19 protein-coding genes and 1 tRNA gene are annotated in these 22,342 nt (G+C 68.2%); 15 read left to right on the top strand and 5 right to left on the bottom strand.

Annotated features, from left to right (window positions below):
- Positions 1 to 11: 11 nt before the first annotated feature.
- Together AAHM41_RS02265 and AAHM41_RS02270 are read right to left on the bottom strand one after the other, a co-directional pair.
- Positions 12 to 1,583: a methyltransferase regulatory domain-containing protein gene (locus AAHM41_RS02265; protein WP_342234877.1), complete on the bottom strand. Its 1,572-nt coding sequence runs from the start codon at positions 1,581 to 1,583 to the stop codon at positions 12 to 14.
- 193 nt (positions 1,584 to 1,776) lie between these two features.
- Complete coding sequence (locus AAHM41_RS02270; RefSeq protein WP_342234878.1) at positions 1,777 to 3,315, bottom strand: ABC-F family ATP-binding cassette domain-containing protein; 1,539 nt, start codon at positions 3,313 to 3,315, stop codon at positions 1,777 to 1,779.
- 46 nt (positions 3,316 to 3,361) lie between these two features.
- On the opposite strand from AAHM41_RS02270, the gene AAHM41_RS02275 reads away from it, so the two are divergent.
- From AAHM41_RS02275 to AAHM41_RS02285, 3 genes are all read left to right on the top strand, one after another.
- A complete protein-coding gene (locus AAHM41_RS02275; protein WP_342234879.1) occupies positions 3,362 to 3,532 on the top strand; it encodes a type II toxin-antitoxin system CcdA family antitoxin in 171 nt (56 codons plus the stop codon).
- 78 nt (positions 3,533 to 3,610) lie between these two features.
- Positions 3,611 to 3,868 (top strand): type II toxin-antitoxin system CcdA family antitoxin, encoded by a 258-nt coding sequence (locus tag AAHM41_RS02280; RefSeq protein WP_342234880.1) that lies wholly within the window; start codon positions 3,611 to 3,613, stop codon positions 3,866 to 3,868.
- Positions 3,868 to 4,170: a CcdB family protein gene (locus AAHM41_RS02285; RefSeq protein ID WP_342234881.1), complete on the top strand. Its 303-nt coding sequence runs from the start codon at positions 3,868 to 3,870 to the stop codon at positions 4,168 to 4,170. Before AAHM41_RS02280 ends, AAHM41_RS02285 begins: the two co-directional genes overlap by 1 nt.
- Before the next feature lies 1 nt (position 4,171).
- Here the strand turns inward: AAHM41_RS02285 and lipB are convergent, their stop codons facing one another.
- Positions 4,172 to 4,858, bottom strand: coding sequence for a lipoyl(octanoyl) transferase LipB (gene lipB / locus AAHM41_RS02290; RefSeq protein ID WP_342234942.1), 687 nt, complete (start codon positions 4,856 to 4,858; stop codon positions 4,172 to 4,174).
- An 87-nt stretch (positions 4,859 to 4,945) separates the two neighbouring features.
- Between lipB and AAHM41_RS02295 the strand changes: the two genes are divergently transcribed.
- The 3 genes from AAHM41_RS02295 to mgtE all read left to right on the top strand — a co-directional run bounded on the left by AAHM41_RS02295 (position 4,946) and on the right by mgtE (position 8,890).
- Positions 4,946 to 5,032 (top strand) — tRNA-Leu (locus tag AAHM41_RS02295).
- A gap of 131 nt (positions 5,033 to 5,163) precedes the next feature.
- Complete coding sequence (locus tag AAHM41_RS02300; protein WP_342234882.1) at positions 5,164 to 7,500, top strand: NADP-dependent malic enzyme; 2,337 nt, start codon at positions 5,164 to 5,166, stop codon at positions 7,498 to 7,500.
- Position 7,501: 1 nt separating this feature from the next.
- Positions 7,502 to 8,890, top strand: coding sequence for a magnesium transporter (gene mgtE / locus AAHM41_RS02305; protein WP_342234883.1), 1,389 nt, complete (start codon positions 7,502 to 7,504; stop codon positions 8,888 to 8,890).
- A gap of 55 nt (positions 8,891 to 8,945) precedes the next feature.
- Here the strand turns inward: mgtE and AAHM41_RS02310 are convergent, their stop codons facing one another.
- Together AAHM41_RS02310 and AAHM41_RS02315 are read right to left on the bottom strand one after the other, a co-directional pair.
- Positions 8,946 to 9,221, bottom strand: coding sequence for a hypothetical protein (locus AAHM41_RS02310; RefSeq protein ID WP_342234884.1), 276 nt, complete (start codon positions 9,219 to 9,221; stop codon positions 8,946 to 8,948).
- A gap of 129 nt (positions 9,222 to 9,350) precedes the next feature.
- The gene (locus AAHM41_RS02315) at positions 9,351 to 9,659 is read right to left on the bottom strand and encodes a hypothetical protein (protein WP_342234885.1); all 309 of its coding nucleotides are present in this window, start codon (positions 9,657 to 9,659) and stop codon (positions 9,351 to 9,353) included.
- 302 nt (positions 9,660 to 9,961) lie between these two features.
- Between AAHM41_RS02315 and AAHM41_RS02320 the strand changes: the two genes are divergently transcribed.
- The 9 genes from AAHM41_RS02320 (at position 9,962) to AAHM41_RS02360 (ending at position 22,337) form a co-directional block, all read left to right on the top strand.
- Complete coding sequence (locus AAHM41_RS02320; protein ID WP_342234886.1) at positions 9,962 to 12,463, top strand: calcium-binding protein; 2,502 nt, start codon at positions 9,962 to 9,964, stop codon at positions 12,461 to 12,463.
- Between the two features lie 171 nt (positions 12,464 to 12,634).
- Positions 12,635 to 13,807 carry an isovaleryl-CoA dehydrogenase gene (locus AAHM41_RS02325; RefSeq protein ID WP_342234887.1) on the top strand — a complete coding sequence of 391 codons (1,173 nt, stop codon included), beginning with the start codon at positions 12,635 to 12,637 and terminating at the stop codon, positions 13,805 to 13,807.
- A 651-nt stretch (positions 13,808 to 14,458) separates the two neighbouring features.
- Positions 14,459 to 15,448 carry a LysR family transcriptional regulator gene (locus tag AAHM41_RS02330; protein WP_342234888.1) on the top strand — a complete coding sequence of 330 codons (990 nt, stop codon included), beginning with the start codon at positions 14,459 to 14,461 and terminating at the stop codon, positions 15,446 to 15,448.
- A 206-nt stretch (positions 15,449 to 15,654) separates the two neighbouring features.
- Positions 15,655 to 16,905 (top strand): hypothetical protein, encoded by a 1,251-nt coding sequence (locus AAHM41_RS02335; RefSeq protein WP_342234889.1) that lies wholly within the window; start codon positions 15,655 to 15,657, stop codon positions 16,903 to 16,905.
- A gap of 133 nt (positions 16,906 to 17,038) precedes the next feature.
- A complete protein-coding gene (locus AAHM41_RS02340; protein ID WP_342234890.1) occupies positions 17,039 to 18,034 on the top strand; it encodes a BMP family protein in 996 nt (331 codons plus the stop codon).
- Complete coding sequence (locus tag AAHM41_RS02345) at positions 18,031 to 19,590, top strand: ABC transporter ATP-binding protein (protein WP_342234891.1); 1,560 nt, start codon at positions 18,031 to 18,033, stop codon at positions 19,588 to 19,590. The genes AAHM41_RS02340 and AAHM41_RS02345 overlap by 4 nt, the downstream gene beginning before the upstream one ends.
- On the top strand, positions 19,580 to 20,629 hold the full coding sequence (locus AAHM41_RS02350) for an ABC transporter permease (protein ID WP_342234892.1): 1,050 nt from the start codon (positions 19,580 to 19,582) through the stop codon (positions 20,627 to 20,629). The genes AAHM41_RS02345 and AAHM41_RS02350 overlap by 11 nt, the downstream gene beginning before the upstream one ends.
- Positions 20,626 to 21,570 (top strand): ABC transporter permease, encoded by a 945-nt coding sequence (locus AAHM41_RS02355; RefSeq protein ID WP_342234893.1) that lies wholly within the window; start codon positions 20,626 to 20,628, stop codon positions 21,568 to 21,570. Before AAHM41_RS02350 ends, AAHM41_RS02355 begins: the two co-directional genes overlap by 4 nt.
- Before the next feature lie 65 nt (positions 21,571 to 21,635).
- Positions 21,636 to 22,337 (top strand): hypothetical protein, encoded by a 702-nt coding sequence (locus AAHM41_RS02360; RefSeq protein WP_342234894.1) that lies wholly within the window; start codon positions 21,636 to 21,638, stop codon positions 22,335 to 22,337.
- Positions 22,338 to 22,342 lie beyond the last annotated feature (5 nt).

Below are 22,342 nucleotides of genomic sequence, written 5' to 3' on the forward strand. Positions count from 1 at the left end.
TCGCCAATGCGTCAGAACACAAAACGCAGGGGGAACCGAGCCATGACCCGATCGAGGTGCTCCCGGGCGCAGCGCCGGATGTCGTCGGGGTCGCTCACCATCCGGTCGGCAAGCCTGAAGGACAGATCGCCCTTCGCGACGCATTCGACGAGCCGCTCGATCAGGTCCTCTTCCTCCCGTGTTCCGTCAAGATGCGCCATCAGGCAGCGTTCCACCACATCGAGGACGACCGACTCGTGCCAGGCGTTGGTGATCCGGGCCATGCCCGCCTCCGCCGTGCACGCTGCATAGCGCCGCCACGCCTCCGGCACCGCAAACGCCGGCCCCGGCTTGTCCACCGGGTTCAGCCGGAACCTCCCGCGATCGCGCATCACCAGCAGTTCGACGAAATCGGTCACCTCGGCTTCCGCTTCGGCCGGCATCTCGCCGGGGAGGGCGGCCTCGACCGCCACCATCAGCGACCGGAAATCCAGCGTCCCCGGCCAGGCTGCCGTCAGCGCCGCCGCCGCTGCCTTGACCGACCGCTGCGGCAGGATCAGAGGAGAGTGGCCGGGCGGGCCGTAGAGCCGCGGCGTATCGTCCAGCACGGCCTCTCCCTGGGGCGGAAGGAAGGCGGCGAGGTGGAGCGCCTGCAGCCGCTCGCCGTCGAGGCGGTAGCGGATATCCTCGGCCCGATCGGCATGGACCAGAAGGGTCTGACGGAACGTCCGGTTGCTGACGAAATCGAGATACTGCTCGAGCCGGACCTGGCTGTCGCCGCATTCCCTCAGCAACGGACCGGCGACGGAGGCGCCGAAATTGGCGGCGAACATCGACGCAGGCACCGCATCGCCGAGATAGGCCAGCCCGGCCTTCTCCGCCGCCGCGACGAAGTCCCCGAAATAGCAGGGCGAGTTGTAGAGCTCGAGGAACTCGTGCTGGATGTAGGATTCGTGGAACGATTTCAGGACGCCGCTCTGCTCGGCCACGATGCGGCCCATCAGACTGTTGGGGTCGGTGACGCCGGAGAGGAAATCGATCATGCCCCGGGCGTAGGCGAGCGGCCGTTCTTTCGACCCCGCATGGCGACCGCGCAGGATCATGGCGTCGCGGACGACCTCCTTCGCCTTCCAGCCGGGATAGCAGTTGTAGCTGACGAAGGCGACGCCGTCGGGTACGAGGTTCTCGTGGCAGACGCGAAGGATCGCCTCCCGCACTTCCGGCGGGACCCAGCTGTAGACGCCGTGGCATATGATGTAGTCGAAGACCCCGAGCGTCGGGGCGATCTCGCTCAGATCGCCCTGGTGCAGCTCGATGTTGTTCAGCCCGAGTTCGGCGACGGCTCTCCGCCCCGCGTCGATCTGGACCAGCGACAGGTCGATACCGACCACATGGCTTTCCGGATACCGGAGCGCGAGCGGCAGGATGTTGCCGCCGGATGCGCAACCCAGCTCCAGTATCCGGCTGGTCGCGACCCTCGGGGCCGACAGACCTAAGAGATGCGCGACCGTCTCGAGGTGGTCCGGGGACGTGGTCGGGAAGGAATGGGAGTCGTACGGGACCGTGTCGTACGCGTCCCTGATCTGATCGATGATGTCGGACATGCGCGCTCCGTCGGCTCGTAATCGCCGGCGAGTTTCCTCGCCTGGCAGGCTCAGGCTGGCAGCCGTTCGGTGGCCCGTCCGAAAGGATGGTCGCCCCTCAAAATAACCTTATCCTAACAGCAGGGCGGAGATTCTTCCTAGCCGGCAGTGTGGTGGGCAACGGGGAGCGTTCGGGGATGTCTCCCAGCCCGATTCAGGCCGCAGCCGCCGCCCGTTCCAGGAACTCGTCCGGCCCGTCGACCTCGATCAGCCGGCGGTTGCGGATCTCCAAGTAGCGGGTGCCGATGCCGCGCAGCATGCGCCGGTCATGGGTGACGAAGACGCAGGTCGTGTCGTCGCGCGACAGCAGGTCCTCCAGCCGCTCCCGCCCGGCGATGTCAAGGTGGTTGGTCGGCTCGTCCAGCAGGTAGATGTTGGGTTGGCGCAGGCGCAGCAGCAGGAAGGTGACCCGCAGCTGCTCGCCATAGCTGAGGTTGCCGATCGGCGTCGCCTGCTTCTCGATCGGGATGCCGATGTTGTGCAGCTCGCGCACCAGCTCGGCGTCGCGCAGGGTCGAGGCGGCCTGCAGCGCCCGGTTCACCGGCATCTGCCGCGGCAGGTCGGACAGGTGCTGGTCGAGATAGCCCGGCCGCAGCTGCGGGTTGGCGGTGATCGACTGGCCGAGCGGCGCGTCGCCTGCCGCCGCCCGGGTGATCGCCGCCATCAGGTCGCGGATCAGGTGCGACTTGCCGGTGCCGTTCAGGCCCAGCAGGGCGATGCGGTCGCCGCGGCGGATGAACTCCTGCTCGATGCGTAGCAGCTCGCGCCCGGTCTCCGTGCGCACGACATGGTCCTTCAGCCGCACCAGCGTGGCGCGCTGCACCTCGCTGCTGTCGAGGTTGATGTCCCGCCGGGCCTCGCGATGCGCCACCGTGGCCTCCGCCCGGCGCTGCTCGGCGCGGGACGCCACCGCCTTGGCGCGCCGGGCCATGTCCGGGTTGTGGCCCTTGAGGTTGGACCAGATCGCCAGCCGCTTGGCGGCGCGCTCCAGCCGCTCGACCTCCTTCTCGTCGCGCTCGGCCTGCTGCAGCGCCGCCAGGTCCTCGCGGATCAGCTCCTGCCGCGCCTGGGAGAAGGAGGTGCCATAGCTCCGCACCCGGTCGCCGCGCAGGATGATGGTGCGGTCGGTCACCCGGTCCAGGAACTCGCGGTCATGCGACACCAGGAGGAAGGGCAGGCGCAGATGCTCGGTCAGCCAGCGCTCCAGCCGCATCACCTTGCCGACGTCGAGATGGTTGGTCGGCTCGTCCAGGATCAAGAGATCCGGATCGGCAAGCGTCGCCCGCGCCACCAGCAGCAGGCGCTGCCAGCCGCCGGACAGCGCGGCGACTTTCTGCGCGTGCCACTGCTCGGGCTCGATCCCCAGCTCGTCCAGCACCATGTCGGCGCGCCAGGCCTGATCGTCCCGTGCCGCCTCGGGCAGGGCCGTCACCAGCGCCTCGTGCAGCGTCAGGGGCAGCAGTTCGGCCGGCACCGCCTGCGGCACATGGCCGATCAGCAGCCCGCGCCGGCGCGCGATGCGGCCGCGGTCCAGCTCGATCTCGCCGAGAAGCGCCTGGATTAGCGTCGACTTGCCGCTGCCGTTGTCGCCGACCAGGCCGATCCGGTCGTCCGGGTGGACGGCGAAGCTGGCATCCTGGAACAGGGCCCGGCCGCCGATCTTGAGGGTGATGGCTTCGGCCTGGAGGAGCATAGTAGGACTCGGATGGATGCGGCGATCGGACCGGGGAGGGTACCAGATGCCCGATCGGAACAAGACGAAAGATCGTGACCCGAAGGGTTCGGCCGCCGAGGCCAAGCGTCGGGACGAAGCGGCGCGCTGGAAGGAGCAGAACGCCGAGGCGATCCGGAGCCATAACGAATGGGTGGAGCGAAAAGGCCTGACCCTGGAAAAGTATCGGTTGTTTTGATCCTTTGGGCTCGCGGGTTCGATTCGCCACCGCTGAGTAGCGCTTGCTATGCGCATAAAATTGCGCATAGACTGATCCATGTCCAAGCTCGACAGCCGCAAGACTCTGGATCGGGCATTGCGCCGTCCGACCAATCTCAACCTCTCGGTCGAGGCGACCCGCCGGGCCAAGGAGTATGGGCTGAACGTGTCCCGAATTGCCGAGGACGCGATCGTTGAAGCAGTGCGCCGCCGTGAAGGCGAGCTCTGGAAAGAGCAGAACGCCGAGGCGATCAAGAGCTACAACGAGCGAGTGGCGCGCGAGGGACTCCTCCTGGCGAAGTATCGGCGTTTCTGATGCGTTTTGATGTCCATCGGCTACGAGGAGTCGATGACGTCCTGGCGCTGAACATACAATCGGAATTTCATGATCATTTGCCGGGGCGAATCATCGTTCCGATGGTCCCGGTTCATTCATATTCTGCAATGCCGATGAAGCGGCTGCAGCCGGTCCTGCCCGTCGGCGGACATGACTATGTCCTCGTCACGACGGAGATGGCTGCCATCTCGGTCAGCGACCTGGGAGATACCATCGGGTCACTGGCCGACCAGCACTCGGTCATCGTCGACGCCCTGGACTTCCTGTTTCAGGGCTTTTGACTCACCCCTCGAACACCTCGTCCCAGGCCTCGCGCAGGGCCAGGTCGACATCCGCCATGGTCACCGGCAGGCCGAGATCGACCAGCGAGGTGACGCCGTACTGCGCCAGGCCGCAGGGCACGATGCCGGCGAAATGCGACAGGTCGGGGTCGACGTTCAGCGCCACGCCGTGGAAGGTCACCCAGTGCCGGATCCGCACGCCGATGGCGGCGATCTTCTTCTCGACGCCATCGCGCTCGACCCAGATGCCGACCCGGCCCTCGCGCCGCTCGCCCTTCACCTGGAACCGCGCCAGGGTGCGGATCAACCACTCCTCCAGGGAATGGACATAGACTCGCACATCCGGATTGCGCCGCTTCAGATCGACCATGACGTAGCCGACCCGCTGCCCCGGCCCGTGATAGGTGTACTGGCCGCCGCGGCCGGTGTGGTAGACCGGGAAGCGGTCGGGCGTCAGCAGGTCGGTGTCATGGGCGCTGGTGCCGGCGGTGTAGAGCGGCGGGTGCTCCAGGAGCCACACCAACTCCGGCGCGGCGCCGGCGCGAATCGCCGCCACCCGGGCCTCCATCGCCGCCAGCGCCTCGGGGTAGGGCACGGCGCCGTCGTCGATGCGCCAGTCCGGCACAGGCCGGGCCGGGCCGCCCGGAACGGTGGTTTCGGCGAGGATGGGAGACGGAATCGCGATCATCTCATCGGGCTGCTTGATCGGGCGCATCCGATCTGCTAATCCCCCCGCACCTCGGAAGGCAAGGCCCCTCGTGGGCGTGCCTGCCGTGCGGTCGTGGCGGAATTGGTAGACGCGCAGCGTTGAGGTCGCTGTGGGCTAACCCCCGTGGAAGTTCGAGTCTTCTCGACCGCACCATTCTTCGCAAGGCCCGCCCTCACCGGCGGGCCTTTCGCGTTTCTGGCGGGCGGTCTTCCGACGCGGCCCTTCCGCCCGGACGGAACGCTCCCTATAACGGGTCGACCCGTAACGCTGTCCCGGATCCCGTGATGTCCAGCGATCTGCGCGAAGCCGCGCTCGACTACCACCGCCTGCCGACGCCCGGAAAGATCGCGGTCACGCCGACCAAGCCGCTGGCGACGCAGCGCGACCTGGCGCTGGCCTATTCGCCCGGCGTCGCCGCGGCGTGCGAGGCGATCGTCGCCGATCCGGCCGAAGCGTCGCAGATGACCAGCCGCGCCAACCTCGTCGCCGTCATCACCAACGGCACCGCCGTGCTCGGCCTCGGCAACATCGGCCCGCTCGCCGCCAAGCCGGTGATGGAGGGCAAGGGCGTCCTGTTCAAGAAGTTCGCCGGCATCGACGTCTTCGACATCGAGGTCAACGAGACCGACCCGGACAAGCTGGTCGACATCATCGTGGCGCTGGAGCCGACCTTCGGCGGCATCAACCTCGAGGACATCAAGGCGCCGGAGTGCTTCGAGGTCGAATCGAAGGCTCGCGCCAGGATGAAGATCCCGGTCTTCCACGACGACCAGCACGGCACCGCCATCATCGTCGCCGCCGCCATCACCAACGGGCTGCGCGTCGTCGGCAAGGAGCTGAAATCGGTCAAGCTGGTCACCTCCGGCGCCGGCGCCGCGGCGCTGGCCTGCCTCGACCTGCTGGTCGACATGGGGCTGCCGATCGAGAACATCTGGGTCACCGACATCGCCGGCGTGGTCTGGGACGGCCGCAACGAGCTGATGGACCCGCGCAAGCAGCGCTACGCCCGCAAGACCGAGGCGCGGACCCTGGCCGAGGTGATCGGCGAGGCCGACATCTTCCTCGGCCTCTCGGCGCCGCGGGTGCTGACCGGCGAGATGGTGCAGCGCATGGCCGACCGGCCGATCATCATGGCGCTGGCCAACCCGACGCCGGAGATCATGCCGGAGGAGGTCAAGGCCATCCGCCCCGACGCGGTGATGGCGACCGGCCGGTCGGACTATCCGAACCAGGTCAACAACGTCCTCTGCTTCCCCTTCATCTTCCGCGGCGCGCTCGACGTCGGCGCCACCGCGATCAACGAGGCGATGAAGATCGCCGCGGTGCAGGCCATCGCCGACCTGGCGATGCAGGAGGGGTCGGACATCGTCGCCACCGCCTATGGCGACCAGCAGCTCAGCTTCGGCCCGGAATACCTGATCCCGAAGCCCTTCGACCCGCGGCTGATCATCAAGATCGCGCCGGCGGTGGCCAAGGCGGCGATGGAGTCGGGCGTCGCCACCCGGCCGATCACCGATTTCGACGCCTACACCGGCAAGCTGGAGGAGTTCGTCTTCCGCTCCGGCCTGGTGATGCGCCCGGTGTTCACCCTGGCGAAGCAGGAGCCCAAGCGCGTCGTCTATGCCGAGGGCGAGGATGAGCGCGTGCTGCGTGCGGTCCAGATCGCGCTCGACGACCAACTGGCCAAGCCGATCCTGATCGGCCGCCGCGGCGTGGTCGAGCGCCGGATCGAGAGGCTGGGCCTGCGGCTGAAGCTCGACCGCGACGTCGAGCTGGTCGATCCCGAGAGCGACCCGCGCTACACCGAATACTGGCGCCTGTACCACCAGCTGCTGGCCCGGCGCGGCGTCTCGCCCGACGTCGCCCGCACGGTGGTGCGCACCAACTCGACCGTGATCGCGGCGCTGATGGTGCAGAAGCAGGAAGCCGACGCCATGGTCTGCGGCAGCTATGGCCCGTACCGGCCGCATCTGCGCGACGTGCTCAGCGTCATCGGCCTGGCGCCGGGGGTGACCACCCCGGCCGCGCTCAGCGCCCTGGTGCTGCCGCGCGGCACCTTCTTCCTGGCCGACACCTACATCACCCCGGACCCGACGCCGGAGCAGATCGCCGAGACCACGCTGCTGGCGGCCGAGGAGATCCGGCGCCTCGGCATCGTGCCGAAGGTGGCGCTGCTGTCGCATTCCAACTTCGGCACCATGGACGGGCCGTCGCCGGTGAAGATGCGCCACGCCCTGTCCCTGATCCGCGAGCAGGCGCCGGCCCTCGAGGTCGAGGGCGAGATGCATGCCGACGCCGCGCTGTCGGAGGAGGTCCGCCAGCGCATCTTCCCCGACAGCAAGCTGACCGGCAGCGCCAACCTCTTGGTGCTGCCCTCGCTCGATGCCGCCAACATCGCCTTCAACATGCTGAAGGTGCTGGGCGAGGCGATCTCGATCGGCCCGATGCTGCTCGGCGTCGCCCGGCCGGCCCATATCGTCACCCCGTCGGTGACGGTGCGCGGCCTGGTCAACATCACCGCGATCGCCACGGTCGACGCGCAGCTGGCGGGGGCGGTCTGCCCGATCGACGCCCATGCCCGGCAGGCGTCGCACGTGGCGCTCGAAGCCCTGTCGGTGTGAGGTGACGGCGGCGCCCGACGGCTCCACGGCGGACGCCCAGGAATACGGCCTGCCGCCCGGCTTCGTGCAGGGGATCGAGGAGGCGCTGGACGACCATCGCCTCGCCGAGGTGGAGGAGCGGCTGGCGCCGCTGCACTCCGCCGACCTGGCGGCGCTGATCGAGGCGCTGCATCCGGACGACCGCCGCGTCGTCGTCGGGCTGATCCGGGTGCAGCTGACCACCGACGCGGAGGCGCTGGCCTGGCTGAACGAGGACGTCCGCCAGGAGGTCCTGGATCTGCTCGGGCCGCAGGATGTCGCGGCGGCGCTGCAGGAGCTCGATTCCGACGACGCCCTGGCCCTGATCGAGACCCTCGACCAGGGCGAGCGCGACGCGGTCCTGGCCAATGTCCCGGCCGAGGAGCGGCGGGTCCTGCTCGAAGGGCTGGATTTCCCGGAATACTCCGCCGGCCGCCTGATGCAGCGCGAGCTGGTGTCGGTGCCGGATTACTGGACCGTCGGCAAGACCATCGACTGGCTGCGCACCGCCGAGGACCTGCCGGACGAGTTCTACAGCCTGTTCCTGGTCGACCTGCACGGCAACCCCAGCGGCCAGCTGCCGCTGTCGCGCTTCCTGCGCGGCCGGCGGCCGGCCAAGTTGGCGGAGCTCGGGCTGGAGGACATCCATCCGATCCCGGCGGAGATGGACCAGGAGGAGGTGGCACTCTTGTTCCGGCGCTACGGCATGGTCTCGGCGCCGGTGGTCGACCGCAACGGCAAGCTGCTCGGCGTCATCACCCTCGACGACGTGGTCGACGTCATCGACGAGGAGGCGGAGGAGGATATCTTCCGCCTCGGCGGCATCGGCGAGCAGAGCGACCTCTATCGCGACGTCGCCGCCACCACCCGCTCGCGCTTCTCCTGGCTGTTCGTCAACCTGCTGACCGCGGTCCTGGCCTCGTCGGTGATCGGCCTGTTCGAGGACACCATCAGCCGGGTGGTGGCGCTGGCCGTGCTGATGCCGATCGTCGCCTCGATGGGCGGCAATGCCGGTACCCAGACCCTGACGGTCGCGGTGCGGGCCCTGGCGATGCGCGAGCTGACCGACAGCAACGCCGCCCGCATCCTGTGGAAGGAGGTGCTGGTCGGCGTGATCAACGGCGTGCTGTTCGCGGCGATCGCCGGCGGCGTGGTGTGGCTGTGGTTCGGGGATCCGCGCCTGGCGGTGGTGATCGGCGCCGCCATGATCATCAACCTGCTGGCGGCGGCCTTTTCGGGCACCGTGATCCCGCTGGCGATGCAGCGCTTCGGGATCGATCCGGCGGTGTCCAGCGCCGTGTTCCTGACCACTGTCACCGACGTGGTCGGCTTCTTCGCCTTCCTCGGCCTGGCGGCGCTGATCCTGCTCTGATGCGTCCCATCCCGTCGGGCCGATCTCCGGCCGGCGACGGGATGGGTCTGCCGCCTCAGGCGGTGCCGGAGCTCTTGGCTTCGGCAGCGGCGGTGATCACGTTGCGGGCGATGTTGACCGCCGGGATCTTCAGGTTCTGGCCGCCCGGCACGCCGCGGGTCAGCCGCTCGACGACCGCCTCGATCTTCTCGACCGGAATCGCCTCGACGCCCGGCAGCATCGCCACCACGGCGGCCAGCCCGACCACCTGGCCGAAGCGCAGGTCGCTGGCCACCGCCAGCTTCTTCAATGCCTCGCGCAGATCGGCTTCGCTGATACCTGTGGATTCCACGCTCAATATGCCCTCCCTCACCGGATCCGGGACCATGCGCAATTGCAGTGCATAGCCCGTCATGAATACTCAGGGTTGTACGAGGCGATCCCGGCCGATGTCCAGCCGTTCTCACGGAACCTGGCGATTCTACCCTGCCCGTCCCGGCAATGCGACCATCGCCTCGCGGCCAGGCTCGTCCCGGTCGTCGAGGCGCGACTCCGGCGCGTGTGACAGATCAGCGGCAGTCGTCTGGCTGCCGTCTGCAGGTCCCGGCCCCTCGGCCTCGCCCCCGGGGCAAGCAATGCCGCAGCCGCGCGCCGCGGCGGCAAGAAATGACAAGTGCAGGCCGGTCGCCGCCGACGGCGCCGGGTCGGGGTTTTCACGGCGTTTCCGCCGGATTCGCATCGTGCCGGTGGCGTCGCCCGGACCGCCGGCGCGATTCGCGATGGGCCGCATCCGTTCGATCCTGTCGGGCCAAAGGGTTCTTTTCTCGCAGGAAACTGTCTCTCTTGAATCCAGGCGGGAAATAATATTGCCATAACAAGTAATTAAATATCCATACAAAAGAAATGATAAAACCTGTTTAGGAGATGGAGTTTATACGGCCCCAAATTCATCCGTCTATTTCGTCGTGGAGAAGTAAAAAACGGGAATTTCCATAGACAGACCTATCGTTTTTTGCCTGAATGCCGGCTGGCTGGCCCAGTGGGCGGCGGCCGGGCTGTCGGCTTGGCAAGGGTTTCTTGGAGGAGGAAAACATGGGTCTTCTTGACGGCCTGCTCGGAGATGACGGGTTGCTCGGCGGTCTGCTGGGCAATGACGGTCTCCTCGGCGGCCTGCTTGGCAGCGACGGCCTTCTGGGCGGGCTGCTCGGTGATGACGGTCTGCTCGGAGGTCTTCTGGGCGATGACGCTCTCGGCGGCGTGCTCGGCACGGTGAAGAGCGTCCTGGGCTCGCTGGACGGCCTGGTCTTTGGTGACTCCGAGGCTGATGGGCTTCTCGGCGGCGTCTTCAGCCTGGTCGATGGGCTGCTCAACGGCCTGCTCGGCGGCGTGCTCCCCGGCGACCTGACCGACGGCCTGCTCGGCTCGGTCGAGGATCTGCTGAGCGGCATCCTGCATGACGATCTGCTGGGCGGCGCCACCGGCGGCCTGCTCGAGGCGGTGAGCAGCCTGCTCGGTGGTATCCTCAGCGGCGATGTGCTCGGCGGCGTGCTGAACGCCGACGTCGGCAGCGTCGTCGGCGGTCTGATCGAGACCGTCCAAGGCCTGCTCGGCGGCATCCTGAGCGGCGACCTGCTCGGCGGCGACCTGCTGGGCGGCGACCTGCTCGGCGGCGTGCTCGGCACCGTCGGCGACCTGCTGAACGGCGTGCTCGGCGGCGATCTGCTCGGTGGCGACCTGCTTGGCGGTCTCCTCGGCGGCGACCTGCTCGGCGGCCTGCTCGGCACGGTGAATGGCCTGCTCGGCGGCATCCTGGGCGGCGACCTGCTGGGCGGCGACCTGCTGGGTGGCGACCTGCTCGGCGGCGTGGTCGGTCTGGTCCAGGGCCTGCTCGGCGGCGTGGTCGGCGGCGACGACGCGATCGGCGGCCTGCTGGGCGGCATCCTCGGCGGCGAGGACCTGCTGGGCGGCCTGATCGGCACGGTCGAGGGCATCGTCGGCGGCGTGCTCGGCGGCGACCTGCTGGGCGGCGACCTGCTGGGCGGCCTGCTCGGCTCGGTCGGCGATCTGCTGAACGGCCTGCTGGGTGGCGATCTGCTCGGCGGCGTTGGCGGCGGCATCCTCGACGGCGACCTGCTGGGCGGCCTGCTCGGCACGGTGACCGATCTGCTCGGCGGCGTCCTCGGTGGCGACCTGCTGGGCGGCGACCTGCTCGGCAGCATCACCGACGTGCTCGGCGGCCTGCTGGGCGGCGACGTGCTGGGCGGCGTGCTCAGCGGCGACCTGCTCGGTGGCGTCCTCGGCACGGTCGAGAATCTGCTCGGTGGCTTGGTCGGCGGCGACCTGCTGGGCGGCGATCTGCTGGGCGGCCTGCTCGGCACGGTCACCGGCCTGCTCGACGGCCTGCTCGGCGGCGACGTCCTGGGCGGCACCCTCGGCGGCCTCGACCTCGGCAATCTCGGCGGCGTGGTCGAGGGCGTCCTCGGCGGCGTGCTGGCGACGGTCGAGGGTGTGGTCGGCGGCCTGCTCGGCGGCGACGGTCTCGGCGGCATCATCGATCTCGACGGCGTGCTGGGCAGCCTGCTCGGCGGCGGCGTCGGCCTCGAGGCTGCGCTCGACACCATCCTGTCCTCGCTCGGCGATGCGGTGTTCAGCATCGATGTCAGCGGCCTGACCAATGTCGGCCCGCTCAGTGTCGTCTCCGGCCTGCTCGGCTCGGTCCTGAACGTTGTCGCCCTGGGCTCCAACTCGCTGGCCAACATCGCCGGCGACGCGGTCGGCTCGGCCGACACCGTCAACGGCGGCGCCGCTGCCGACATCCTGAACGGCTATCTCGGCAACGATGTGATCCACGGCAATGCCGGTGACGATCGCATCAGCGGCGGCACGGGCAGCGACCTGATCTGGGGCGATGCCGGCAATGACACCATCACCGGTGGCCTGGGCAACGACCAGCTCTCCGGCGGTGCCGGTGCCGACATCATGATCGGCGGCGTCGGCAACGACGTCTACTATGTCGACAGCTACGGCGATCGGGTCCAGGAACTGGCGAATGGCGGCACCGATCAGGTGTTCTCGTCCATCGACTTCGCTATGTCCGACAACATCGAGATCCTGACCCTCTCGGGCACGGCCAGGAACGCGCTCGGCAACGCCGGGAACAACCGCATCATCGGCAGCGAGGCCGTCAACGGCCTCAGCGGTGGGGCGGGCAACGATACGCTCGAAGGCAAGGGCGGCAATGACGTCCTCGACGGCAATTGGGGGACCGACACCCTGACCGGCGGCGCGGGTGCCGACACCTTCCGGTTCCAGGCGCTCGCGCAGAGCGTGGTCGGTGCGGGTCGGGACGTGATCACCGACTTCAGCCATGCCCAGGGCGACAAGATCGACCTGCACTTCATCGACGCCAGCACCAAGGCGGCCGGTGACCAGGCCTTCACCTTCATCGGTGGCGCCAACTTCACCGGTGTGGCCGGGCAGCTGCACTTCCAGGGCGGGATCCTGAGCGGCGACGTCAACGGCGACGGCCGTGCCGACTTCGAGGTCCAGGTCAAGGGTGCGGCCGCTCTGGTGGTCAGCGACTTCGTGCTCTGATCGGCTTCGGCCGATCGGGGGGATCGGCCCGGACGCCTGGCCCACGGGCGTCCGGGACCCCGATCCACCAATGAGGGCAAGCCTCGCGGTGCCTCGGCAGCGCGAGGCTTTTCTTTTGCGGCAACGGCTGCGCTACAGTGCCGGTAAACATCCGCACGGGAGCGATGCCCCATGATCCCCAATGAGCCGCAAGGCCTCGATTTCATGCTCGGCGACACCGCCGACATGTTGCGCGATTCAGTGCGCGGCTTCGCCGAGGCCGAGATCGCGCCGCGCGCCGCGGACATCGACCGCGACAACCAGTTCCCGATGGACCTGTGGCGCAAGATGGGCGACCTCGGCGTCCTCGGCGTCACGGTCGACGAGGAATATGGCGGCGCCGGCATGGGTTATCTCGAGCACATCGTGGCGATGGAGGAGATCTCCCGCGCCTCGGCCTCGGTCGGCCTGTCCTACGGCGCCCATTCCAACCTCTGCGTCAACCAGATCAAGCTGAACGGCACCGAGGAGCAGAAGCGCCGGTACCTGCCGAAGCTGGTGGCGGGCGAGCATGTCGGCGCCCTGGCGATGTCCGAGCCCGGGGCCGGCTCCGACGTCGTGGGCATGAAGCTGAAGGCCGAGAAGACGGGCGACCGCTACGTCCTCAACGGCACCAAGATGTGGATCACCAACGGGCCGGACGCCGACACGCTGGTGGTCTACGCCAAGACCGATCCGGCGGCGGGGCCGCGCGGCATCACCGCCTTCCTGGTCGAGAAGGGCTTCAAGGGTTTCTCCACCGCGCAGAAGCTCGACAAGCTCGGCATGCGCGGCTCCAACACCTGCGAGCTGGTGTTCCAGGATTGCGAGGTGCCGGAAGAGAACGTGCTCGGCCGGGTCGGCGAGGGCGTGCGCGTGCTGATGAGCGGCCTCGACTACGAGCGCACGGTGCTGGCCGCCGGGCCGCTCGGCATCATGCAGGCCTGCCTCGACATCGTCCTGCCCTATGTCCGCGACCGCAGGCAGTTCGGCCGGGCGATCGGCGAGTTCCAGCTGATGCAGGGCAAGGTCGCCGACATGTATGTCGCCCTCAACGCCTCCCGTGCCTATGTCTACGCCGTCGGCCAGGCCTGCGACCGCGGCCGGGTGACCCGGCAGGATTCGGCCGGTGCCATCCTCTACGCCGCCGAGAAGGCGACCTGGATGGCGCTGCAGGCGATCCAGGCGCTCGGCGGCAACGGCTACATCAACGACTTCGCCACCGGCCGCCTGCTGCGCGACGCCAAGCTCTACGAGATCGGCGCCGGCACCTCCGAGGTCCGCCGCATGCTGATCGGCCGCGAGGTGATCGGGCTGAAGGGGTAGGGCGCTTCACGCCGGGTGTGACCGGTCACGGCCGGCGGAGACCCGGGCAGGACCAGGGTGAAGTCGTCGGCGACGGCGCTTTTCCGATCTCGCTCAGCCGTCGATCCGGATGCCCCTTTTGGATGGTCCTCGACACCGGCCACGCCCCGAGGCGGCGAGCCGCGGGATGACCTGCGCGATCTCAAGTTCGGATGCGCGCCGATCATCATTTGAAATCCACTCAATACAAGCCAAATTTCCGGCGGAATGCTGGCGATTCAAATAACATTTCAGATATCTGGGATATGCTGATCTGAAATTTCGTTGAATTTAAGGCATCAGTTTTGATTGTTGACTCAGTGATGTTCCTTCGGAATCATTCAATTGGGCATGTAGTCTTATCCATCAGTGAGGTGATCTTGCCGAAATCTTAAATATTTCTGTCTTTTATCTGAAATATTTCGTTGGTTGCAGGTGAGGTATCCACAATGTCTGCCGAAGCTGTCGATACGCCGTTCCCCGCGGCGGCTGTGGCGGCACTGAGGGGCCGGTTCAGGTGTGGGAGAGATGTATGCGCGCAGACATGATTGCTCGTCTATCCTGGCGCGACATTGCCTGTTGGACGAGGCCGGTTGAACCGCGGAGGTGCGTGTGACGATCGGGAGAGCCACGGTGTCCACCAGCACAGGGCCAGCCTCGGCGGGCGGCATAAATCTCGCCTCGGTCGACCTGAACCTGCTGGTTGCGCTGGAGGCGCTGTTGGAGCAGCGAAGCGTTACGTACGCTGGTCAACGGGTGGGACTGAGTCAGCCGGCGATGAGCCGAACTCTCGCGCGGCTGCGCGACATCTTCAAAGACGATCTGTTGGTGCGCACCACCACTGGCGTCATCCTGACGACATGTGGCGAGCAACTTTTACGGAAGCTGCCCCCGGCCCTGGCGATGATCCGGGAGATTCTGACACCCCGCAGCTTCAAACCCGAAGCCACCCGGCTAAAGATGAGTGTCGCGATGCCGGAACATCAGGCTCTGGTTCTGTTGCCGCAATTGATGCCGCGTCTTCGGGCGACTGCGCCCGACCTCGACTTTGTCGTTCATTCATTGCTCGCCGGGTCGCTCAAGGGGCTGGAGAATGGAGAGATCGACTTCGTTGTCGGGCAGGTCGATGACGCCCCGCCGGGCTTCTTCCGGCGCAGTCTCTACACCGACCGCTTCGTCTGCCTGCTTCGGCGCGGCCATCCGGCGTTGCGGCACACATGGACGGCGGACAGGTTCTCGGCGCTGCGACATGCGGTGATCGCACCCGGATCGGAGGAGAGGTTCGGGCACGTCTATGATGCCCTGAGCAAGCTCAACCTGCCGGATCGCGATCCGCTGATCGTGCCGAACACAATGGCTGCTCCGATGATCGTGGCCCAAACCGACCTCGTGCTCACAGTGCCCTACCGGGTCGCTCTGCAGGCATCGTCGATGCTGCCACTGATCGTCAAGGAATTGCCGGTCGAATTCCCGTCCTATGAAGTCTCGCTGATCTGGCACGAACGCTGCCACCGCAGTGTCGAGCACAGTTGGCTTCGGGCCGAGATCGCAGCTGCAAGCGTGGCCGCCGTCCGCACAATGGTCCAGTCCGACGGTCTCATCCCGTCCTCCTCTGCGGCCTGACCGAAACGGTGCGGCGGCCGGGCGCACCGGCACGGCGGTCGCTGAAACCTCTCCAACACTTGATTGAAGGCGCTCAAGAGATGGCCACATCGGTCGACAAACTCTCGGCGTGGTTGTCCCAGCTCTGTGGGACAAGGCACATACGCCCCGCTGACGACCTCGAAGCCCAACGGGGCAACACCGGGCCCGAGCCGGAGGCGGATGCGATGGAGCTCGAGTGGATCTCGCGGGCGGACCTCGCACCGATCAGCGCGGTCGAGTGGAGCAACGACGAGGTCGAGAACGGTTGCACCGTTGGTCGGCTTGATGATGCTCGACGGGTGCTGGCCGGCTCCGTCCATGGTCGGCCCGTCGTGGTTGAACGGGCCCAGAATGGCGAGATGCGGCTGCTCACATCGACCTTCGCGCCCGGAGAAAAGGTCCTGTCCGCCGGCGGCAGCGGAGCGTTCATTCCGGACAGGCTTGACCCGAAAGGCACGGAATCCCTGCCGGACGACGGCACCTACGAAGTCTATGATGGAACCTATGACGGTCAACTGGTCGAGGTGCTGCGCAGGCCCGGCTCGGATGGCTTCTGGATCAAAGAGGTCGAGCGCGACGGCAGCGGCGCGGTGATGCGGGTGAAGCCCGGGGCCATTGTCAAGCCTGCCCGGGAGGGAAGCGCGGAATTCGTCGACTGGGCGATCAGGCTGCAGGACGCCTCGTTGTCCGAAGCCGCCCCCGCGATTGCGTTCTCGAACAGGAACCAGCCCAGCACGATCACGAAAGCGAAAGCGACGACCGGAAGCCCGGTGAAGGAGTTTCCGAAGAGCGGCCTCGTCGAGATCGGCAAGGACGACGACCGCAAGTTCTACATTCCGGTTTTCGTCCGGACGCAGAAGGTCGAGAACACCGCAGGAGGGACCCGCATTCAGGACAACCCGGCGGAAATGGTGCACGCTGAGTATCGCCCCTCGACGCCGGGAGTATGGGGGGAAGGCACGCTTGTATTGCAAAGGAAGCCGGGTTCCAAGGACGAGCCCGACGGACCGGCTGTGAAATACGACGCCCACAATGGCCGCTGGGTATCGCCCGCCGAGCACAGGAAGGCCATGGACCAGTTCGTCCACGCCACGATGGTCGCCATCGACCAGGGCATCACGATCTGCTTCAAGGAAGAGATGGACGGCGCCCTCGCGTTGCAACTGGAGAGCTTCAGGAGCCAGGTTCGGGATCTTGCCCGTCAGGCCATCGCCAACGAGATCACGGAAGCCAAGTTCCAGGAAGGCGTATCCAAGATCCTCTCCGACATCGGCAAGAAGGGCGAGGACAGCAAGTACAGGGACAGGGCGGATTCTCAGATCAGCTGGACACGAGTGTCCCAAGTGGTCACGCCGCTGATCACCCTCACGATGGGCGCCGTCGGAATGTATCTGATCGAGCGGTACAGAGCCGCGAATCTCGCCGGAACTCCGTAGGACGCCCGACAAGGCCATAGATTTCCGCGAGCCCGCAAACAGGAGAGACTCGGTCCCGCCGCCGGCCTGTTGCGCCGCGCGCCGCTTTCTGCACACTTGACCGGCTGGTCAAAATCAGAAGAACAGGGGGCACATGATGCTGGGATGTTGGAGCCGCCGGGCGCTGCTCGGCGCGGCGGTGGCGATGCTCGGGGCCGCGGCGCTGCCGCAGGCTCGCGCGGCGGACAAGCTGGCGGTGGCGGCGGTCTATACCGTGCCGGTCGAGCAGCAATGGGTCAGCCGCATCCACAAGGCGCTGAAGGCGGCGCAGGACCGCGGCGAGATCGACTACGTCTATTCCGAGAACACGTCGAACACCGACTACGAGCGCGTCATGCGCGAATACGCCGAGGCCGGCAAGAAGCTGATCATCGGCGAGGCCTTCGGGGTCGAGCGCGGCGCCCGGGCGGTGGCCAAGGACTATCCCGACACCGCCTTCCTGATGGGCTCCAGCCTGCCGCCGGCCGAGCCGAACTTCGCTGTCTTCGACAACTACATCCAGGACGCCTCCTACCTCACCGGCATGGTCGCCGGGCTGAAGACCAAGTCCAACAAGATCGGCATGGTCGGCGGCTACCCGATCCCCGAGGTCAACCGGCTGATGCACGCCTTCATGGCCGGGGCGCTGGAGGTCAACCCGCAGGTCAAGTTCTCGATCACCTTCATCGGCTCCTGGTACGACCCGCCCAAGGCCAAGGAAGCCGCCTTCGCCATGATCGATGCCGGCGCCGACGTGCTGTATGCCGAGCGCTATGGCGTCTCCGACGCGGCCAAGGAGCGCAAGGTGTTCGCCATCGGCAACGTCATCGACACCCAGTCGGAATATCCCGGCACGGTGGTGGCCAGCGCGCTGTGGCACATGGAGCCGACCATCGACCGGGCGTTGAAGGCGGTGGCCGGCGGCAGCTTCAAGGCCGAGGATTACGGCCCGTACAGCGCCATGAAGGCGGGCGGCGCCACGCTCGCGCCGCTCGATCCGAAGCTGGTCGACCAGGCGATCATCGACAAGGTGGCCGCCCGGCAGAAGGAGATCGAGAGCGGCGCCTTCACGGTCAAGGTCGATGACAGCGAGCCGAAGCCGACGCTGTGATCTCGCCGGCCGAAACCTCGGGTGCCGCGCCGGCCCTGCGCCTGCGCGGCATCACCAAGCGCTTCGGCGCGCTGCTCGCCAATGACGGGATCGACCTCGACCTCGCCCGCGGCGAGGTGCTGGCGCTGCTCGGCGAGAACGGCGCCGGCAAGACCACGCTGATGAGCATCCTGTTCGGCCATTACGTGGCCGATGCCGGGACGGTGGAGGTGGCGGGGCTGGCCGGCGCCCTGCAGCCGCTGCGCCCGGGCTCGCCCCAGGCGGCGCTGGCCGCCGGCATCGGCATGGTGCACCAGCACTTCGCTTTGGCCGACAATCTCAGCGTGTTCGACAACATCGTGCTCGGCTCGCAGCCGCTGTGGCGGCCGGCGCTGCGGCGGCGCGCGGCGCGGGCGAAGCTGGCGGCGCTGATCGAGGCCTCGGGCCTGGCCGTGCCGCTCGACGCGATGGTGTCCGGCCTGTCGGTCGGCGAACGGCAGCGGGTCGAGATCCTGAAGGCGCTGTACCGCGACGCCCGGATCCTGATCCTGGACGAGCCGACGGCGGTGCTGACCCCGCAGGAGGCCGACGGGCTGTTCGCGGTGCTGCGCCGGCTGGCGGGGCAGGGGCTCGGCATCGTCTTCATCTCGCACAAGCTGGCCGAGGTGCTGGCGATCAGCCACCGCGTCGTGGTGCTGCGCGCCGGCCGGGTGGTGGCGGAACGGCCGACCGCCGGCGCCGACCGCGCCGCCCTGGCCGAGGCCATGATCGGCCGTGCCGTCCCGGAGACGCGCAAGAGCCCGGCCGCGCCCGGCGCCCCGGTGCTGGCCTTGGACGGCGTCACCCTGCGCGGAGTGCACGGCCGGAAGCTCCTCGACGGCGTGACGTTCGAGCTCCGGGCCGGCGAGGTGCTCGGCATCGCCGGCGTCTCCGGCAACGGCCAAGCGGCGCTGGCCGGGCTGGTCTCGGGTCTGGCCCGGCTCGATGCCGGCCGGGTCGCCCTGTTCGACCACCCGGCGCCGGTCGGGTCGCCCGCCGCCATGGTCTCGGCCGGGGTCGGCCGGATTCCGGAGGACCGCCACCGCGACGGCGTCGTCGGCGACATGGCGGTGTGGGAGACCCTGGCGCTGGAGGATTACCGCGGCCGCTCGGCGCAGCGCTGGGGGCTGATGCGCCGGGCCGCCCTGCGCGACCGGGCGCGGCGGCTGATCGGCGCCTATGACGTGCGCGGCCCGGGGCCGGAGGCGCACACCCGGCTGCTGTCCGGCGGCAACATCCAGAAGCTGATCCTGGGCCGGGTGCTGGAGCGGTCGCCCGGCCTGGTCCTGGCCTGCCAGCCGACCCGCGGCCTCGATGTCGGCGCGGTGGCCGAGATCCACGGCAGGCTGCTGGCCGCGCGCGATCGCGGCGCCGGCGTGCTGCTGATCACGGAGGATCTCGACGAACTGTTCGCTTTGTCCGACCGCATCGCCGTGATCCATAACGGCCGCCTCACCCCGCCGTTGCCTGCGGAGCGGCTGACCATCCGTGCCCTCGGCCTGATGATGGCGGGGCAGGAGCCGGCCGATGTGGCTTGAGCCGCGCGAGCGCGCCTCGCCGTTGCTGATGCTCGGCGCCTCGGCCGGTGCCGCCGTGCTGGCGCTGCTGCTCTGCGCCATCCCGCTGCTGTGGGCCGGTGCGCCGGTGCTCGAGGCCTATCAGGTGATGGCCCAGGGCGCCTTCGGCTCGCGCTTCGCCATCGCCGAGACCCTGTCCCGCGCCACGCCGCTGGTGCTGACCGGCTTGGCCGCCACCGTCGCCTTCCGGGCCAAGCTGTGGAACATCGGGGCGGAGGGGCAGCTCTATCTCGGCGCCCTGGCGGCGACGGCGCTCGGCTCCGGCGTGCTCGACCTGCCCGGCTGGGCGCTGCTGCCGCTGATCCTCGCCGCCGGCGCGCTGGCCGGGGGGCTGTGGATGCTGGGCCCGACCCTGCTCAAGACCCGGTTCGGCGTCGACGAGGTGGTGACCACCCTGCTGCTCAACTTCGTCGTGCTGCTGCTCGTCTCGATGATGCTGGAAGGGCCGATGAAGGACCCGATGGGCATGGGCTGGCCGCAATCGGCGCCGATCCTCGACGCCGCGGCCCTGCCGAAGCTGATCCCGCGCAGCCGCATCCATGCCGGGCTGGTGATCGCCGTCGTCGCCGCCATCCTGGTCTGGCTGATGCTGGCACGCACGATCTGGGGCTTCGAGATGCGGGCCACCGGCGCCAACCCCTCCGCCGCCCGCTTCGCCGGCATGCCGGTCGGAAGGGTGGTGCTGCGCGTCGGCCTGATTTCCGGCGCGCTGGCCGGCCTGGCCGGGGTGGGGGAGGTGGCAGGGCTGAAGGGCTACCTGACCCAGGACCTGTCGCCCGGCTACGGCTATGCCGGCATCGTCGTCGCCATGCTGGCGCAGCTGCACGCGCTCGGCGTGCTGCTGGCGGCGTTGTTCGTGGCCGCGGTCTTCGTCGGCGCCGACAGCATGAGCCGGGCGATCGGCGTCTCCAGCTACATCGCCAACCTGGTGGTCGCCACCTCGCTGCTGACGGTGCTGCTGTCCGGCATCGTGCTGCGCTACCGGGTGAGGTGGCGATGAGCGAGGTCTTCGACATCCTGCTGGCCGCCAGCTTCTGGGCGGCGGCGCTGCGGATCGCCACGCCGCTCATCTTCGGCACGCTGGGCGAGCTGATCTGCGAGCGCGCCGGGGTGCTGAACCTGGGCATCGAGGGTATCTTCACCGCCGGCGCCATGGCCGGCTGGATGTGGGTGTACCAGGGCGGTGACCTGTGGACCGGCGTGATCTTCGCGGCCGGGGTCGGCGCTGCCTTCGGCCTGCTGCATGCCCTGCTGACCGTGCCGCTCGGCCTGTCGCAGCACGTCACCGGCATCGGCGTCACGCTGCTGGCCACCAGCCTGTCCTACTTCACCTACCGCATGGTGCTGCCGAACGCCTCGACCCCGCCGCGGATCGAGCCGTTCCAGCCGGTGGCGCTGCCCGGCCTGTCCGACCTGCCCTGGGTCGGCCCGGTGCTGTTCCAGCAGACGCCGCTGACCTATCTGGCGCTGGCCGCCGTCGCCGTCACCGCCTGGATCCTCCACCGCACCCCGCTCGGCCTCGCCTTGCGCGCGGTCGGCGAGAACCCGGCGGCGGCCGAGGCGCAGGGCATCAATGTCGTCGCGGTCCGCCTCGGCGCGGTGATGGCCGGGTCGGCGCTGATGGCGGTCGGCGGCGCCTTCCTGACCATGTCGGCGTTCAACGCCTTCTTCTTCGAGATGGTGGCGGGCCGCGGCTGGGTCTGCATCGCCCTGGTGGTCTTCGCCTCCTGGCGGCCGGGCAAGGCGCTGCTCGGCGCCCTGCTGTTCGGCGCCTTCGACGCCTTCCAGGTGCGGCTGCAGCAGCTCGCCGGCGGCGTGGTGCCCTACCAGATCTTCCTGATGCTGCCCTATCTGCTCAGCATCCTCGCCCTGATCGCCATGTCGCGCCGGGCCACGGTGCCCAAGGCTTTGATGGTGCCGTACCGCAAGGGCGAGCGTTAGACTGTGGCCCGCGCCCGTGCTAGGGAAGGGGCGTTGCGAGCCGGTCGCAAAGCGGGAGTATGGGAATGAGCGAAAAGCTGCGCCTCTATGTCGGTTACGATTCACGCGAGGACATCGCGTGGCAGGTCTGCCGTCATTCGGTGCTGCAGCACGCCTCGAAGCCGGTCGAGGTCTCGGCCCTGAAGCTGCCGGAGCTGCGGGCGCAGGGCATCTACACCCGCCCGGTCGACACGCTCGGCTCGACCGAGTTCACCTTCAGCCGCTTCCTGGTGCCGGCCCTGGCCGGGTACCATGGCTGGGCGGTGTTCTGCGACTGCGACTTCCTGTGGTTCCGCGACATCGCCGACCTCTTCGCCCAGGCCCAGGACCGCTACGCGGTGATGGTCGTGCAGCACGACTATCAGCCGAAGGAGGCGGTGAAGATGGACGGCAAGCCGCAGGCGGCCTATCCGCGCAAGAACTGGTCCAGCCTGATGCTGTTCAACTGCGGCCACCCGGCGAACGCGGCGCTGACGCCGGAGGTGGTGAACCGCGAGACCGGCGCCTTCCTGCACCGCTTCCAGTGGCTGGCGGACGACCAGATCGGTTCACTCGAGACCGGCTGGAACTGGCTCGAGGGCTGGTACCCGAAGCCGGCGAAGGGATATCCGCAGGCGGTGCACTATACCCGCGGCGGCCCGTGGTTCGAGAACTACCAGGACGTCGACTACGCCCAGGAATGGCGCGACGCCGCCGCCGAGGTCGAGCGGCTGGGCATCCACGCCTGAGGGCG

The organism is Inquilinus sp. OTU3971 (assembly GCF_038440215.1).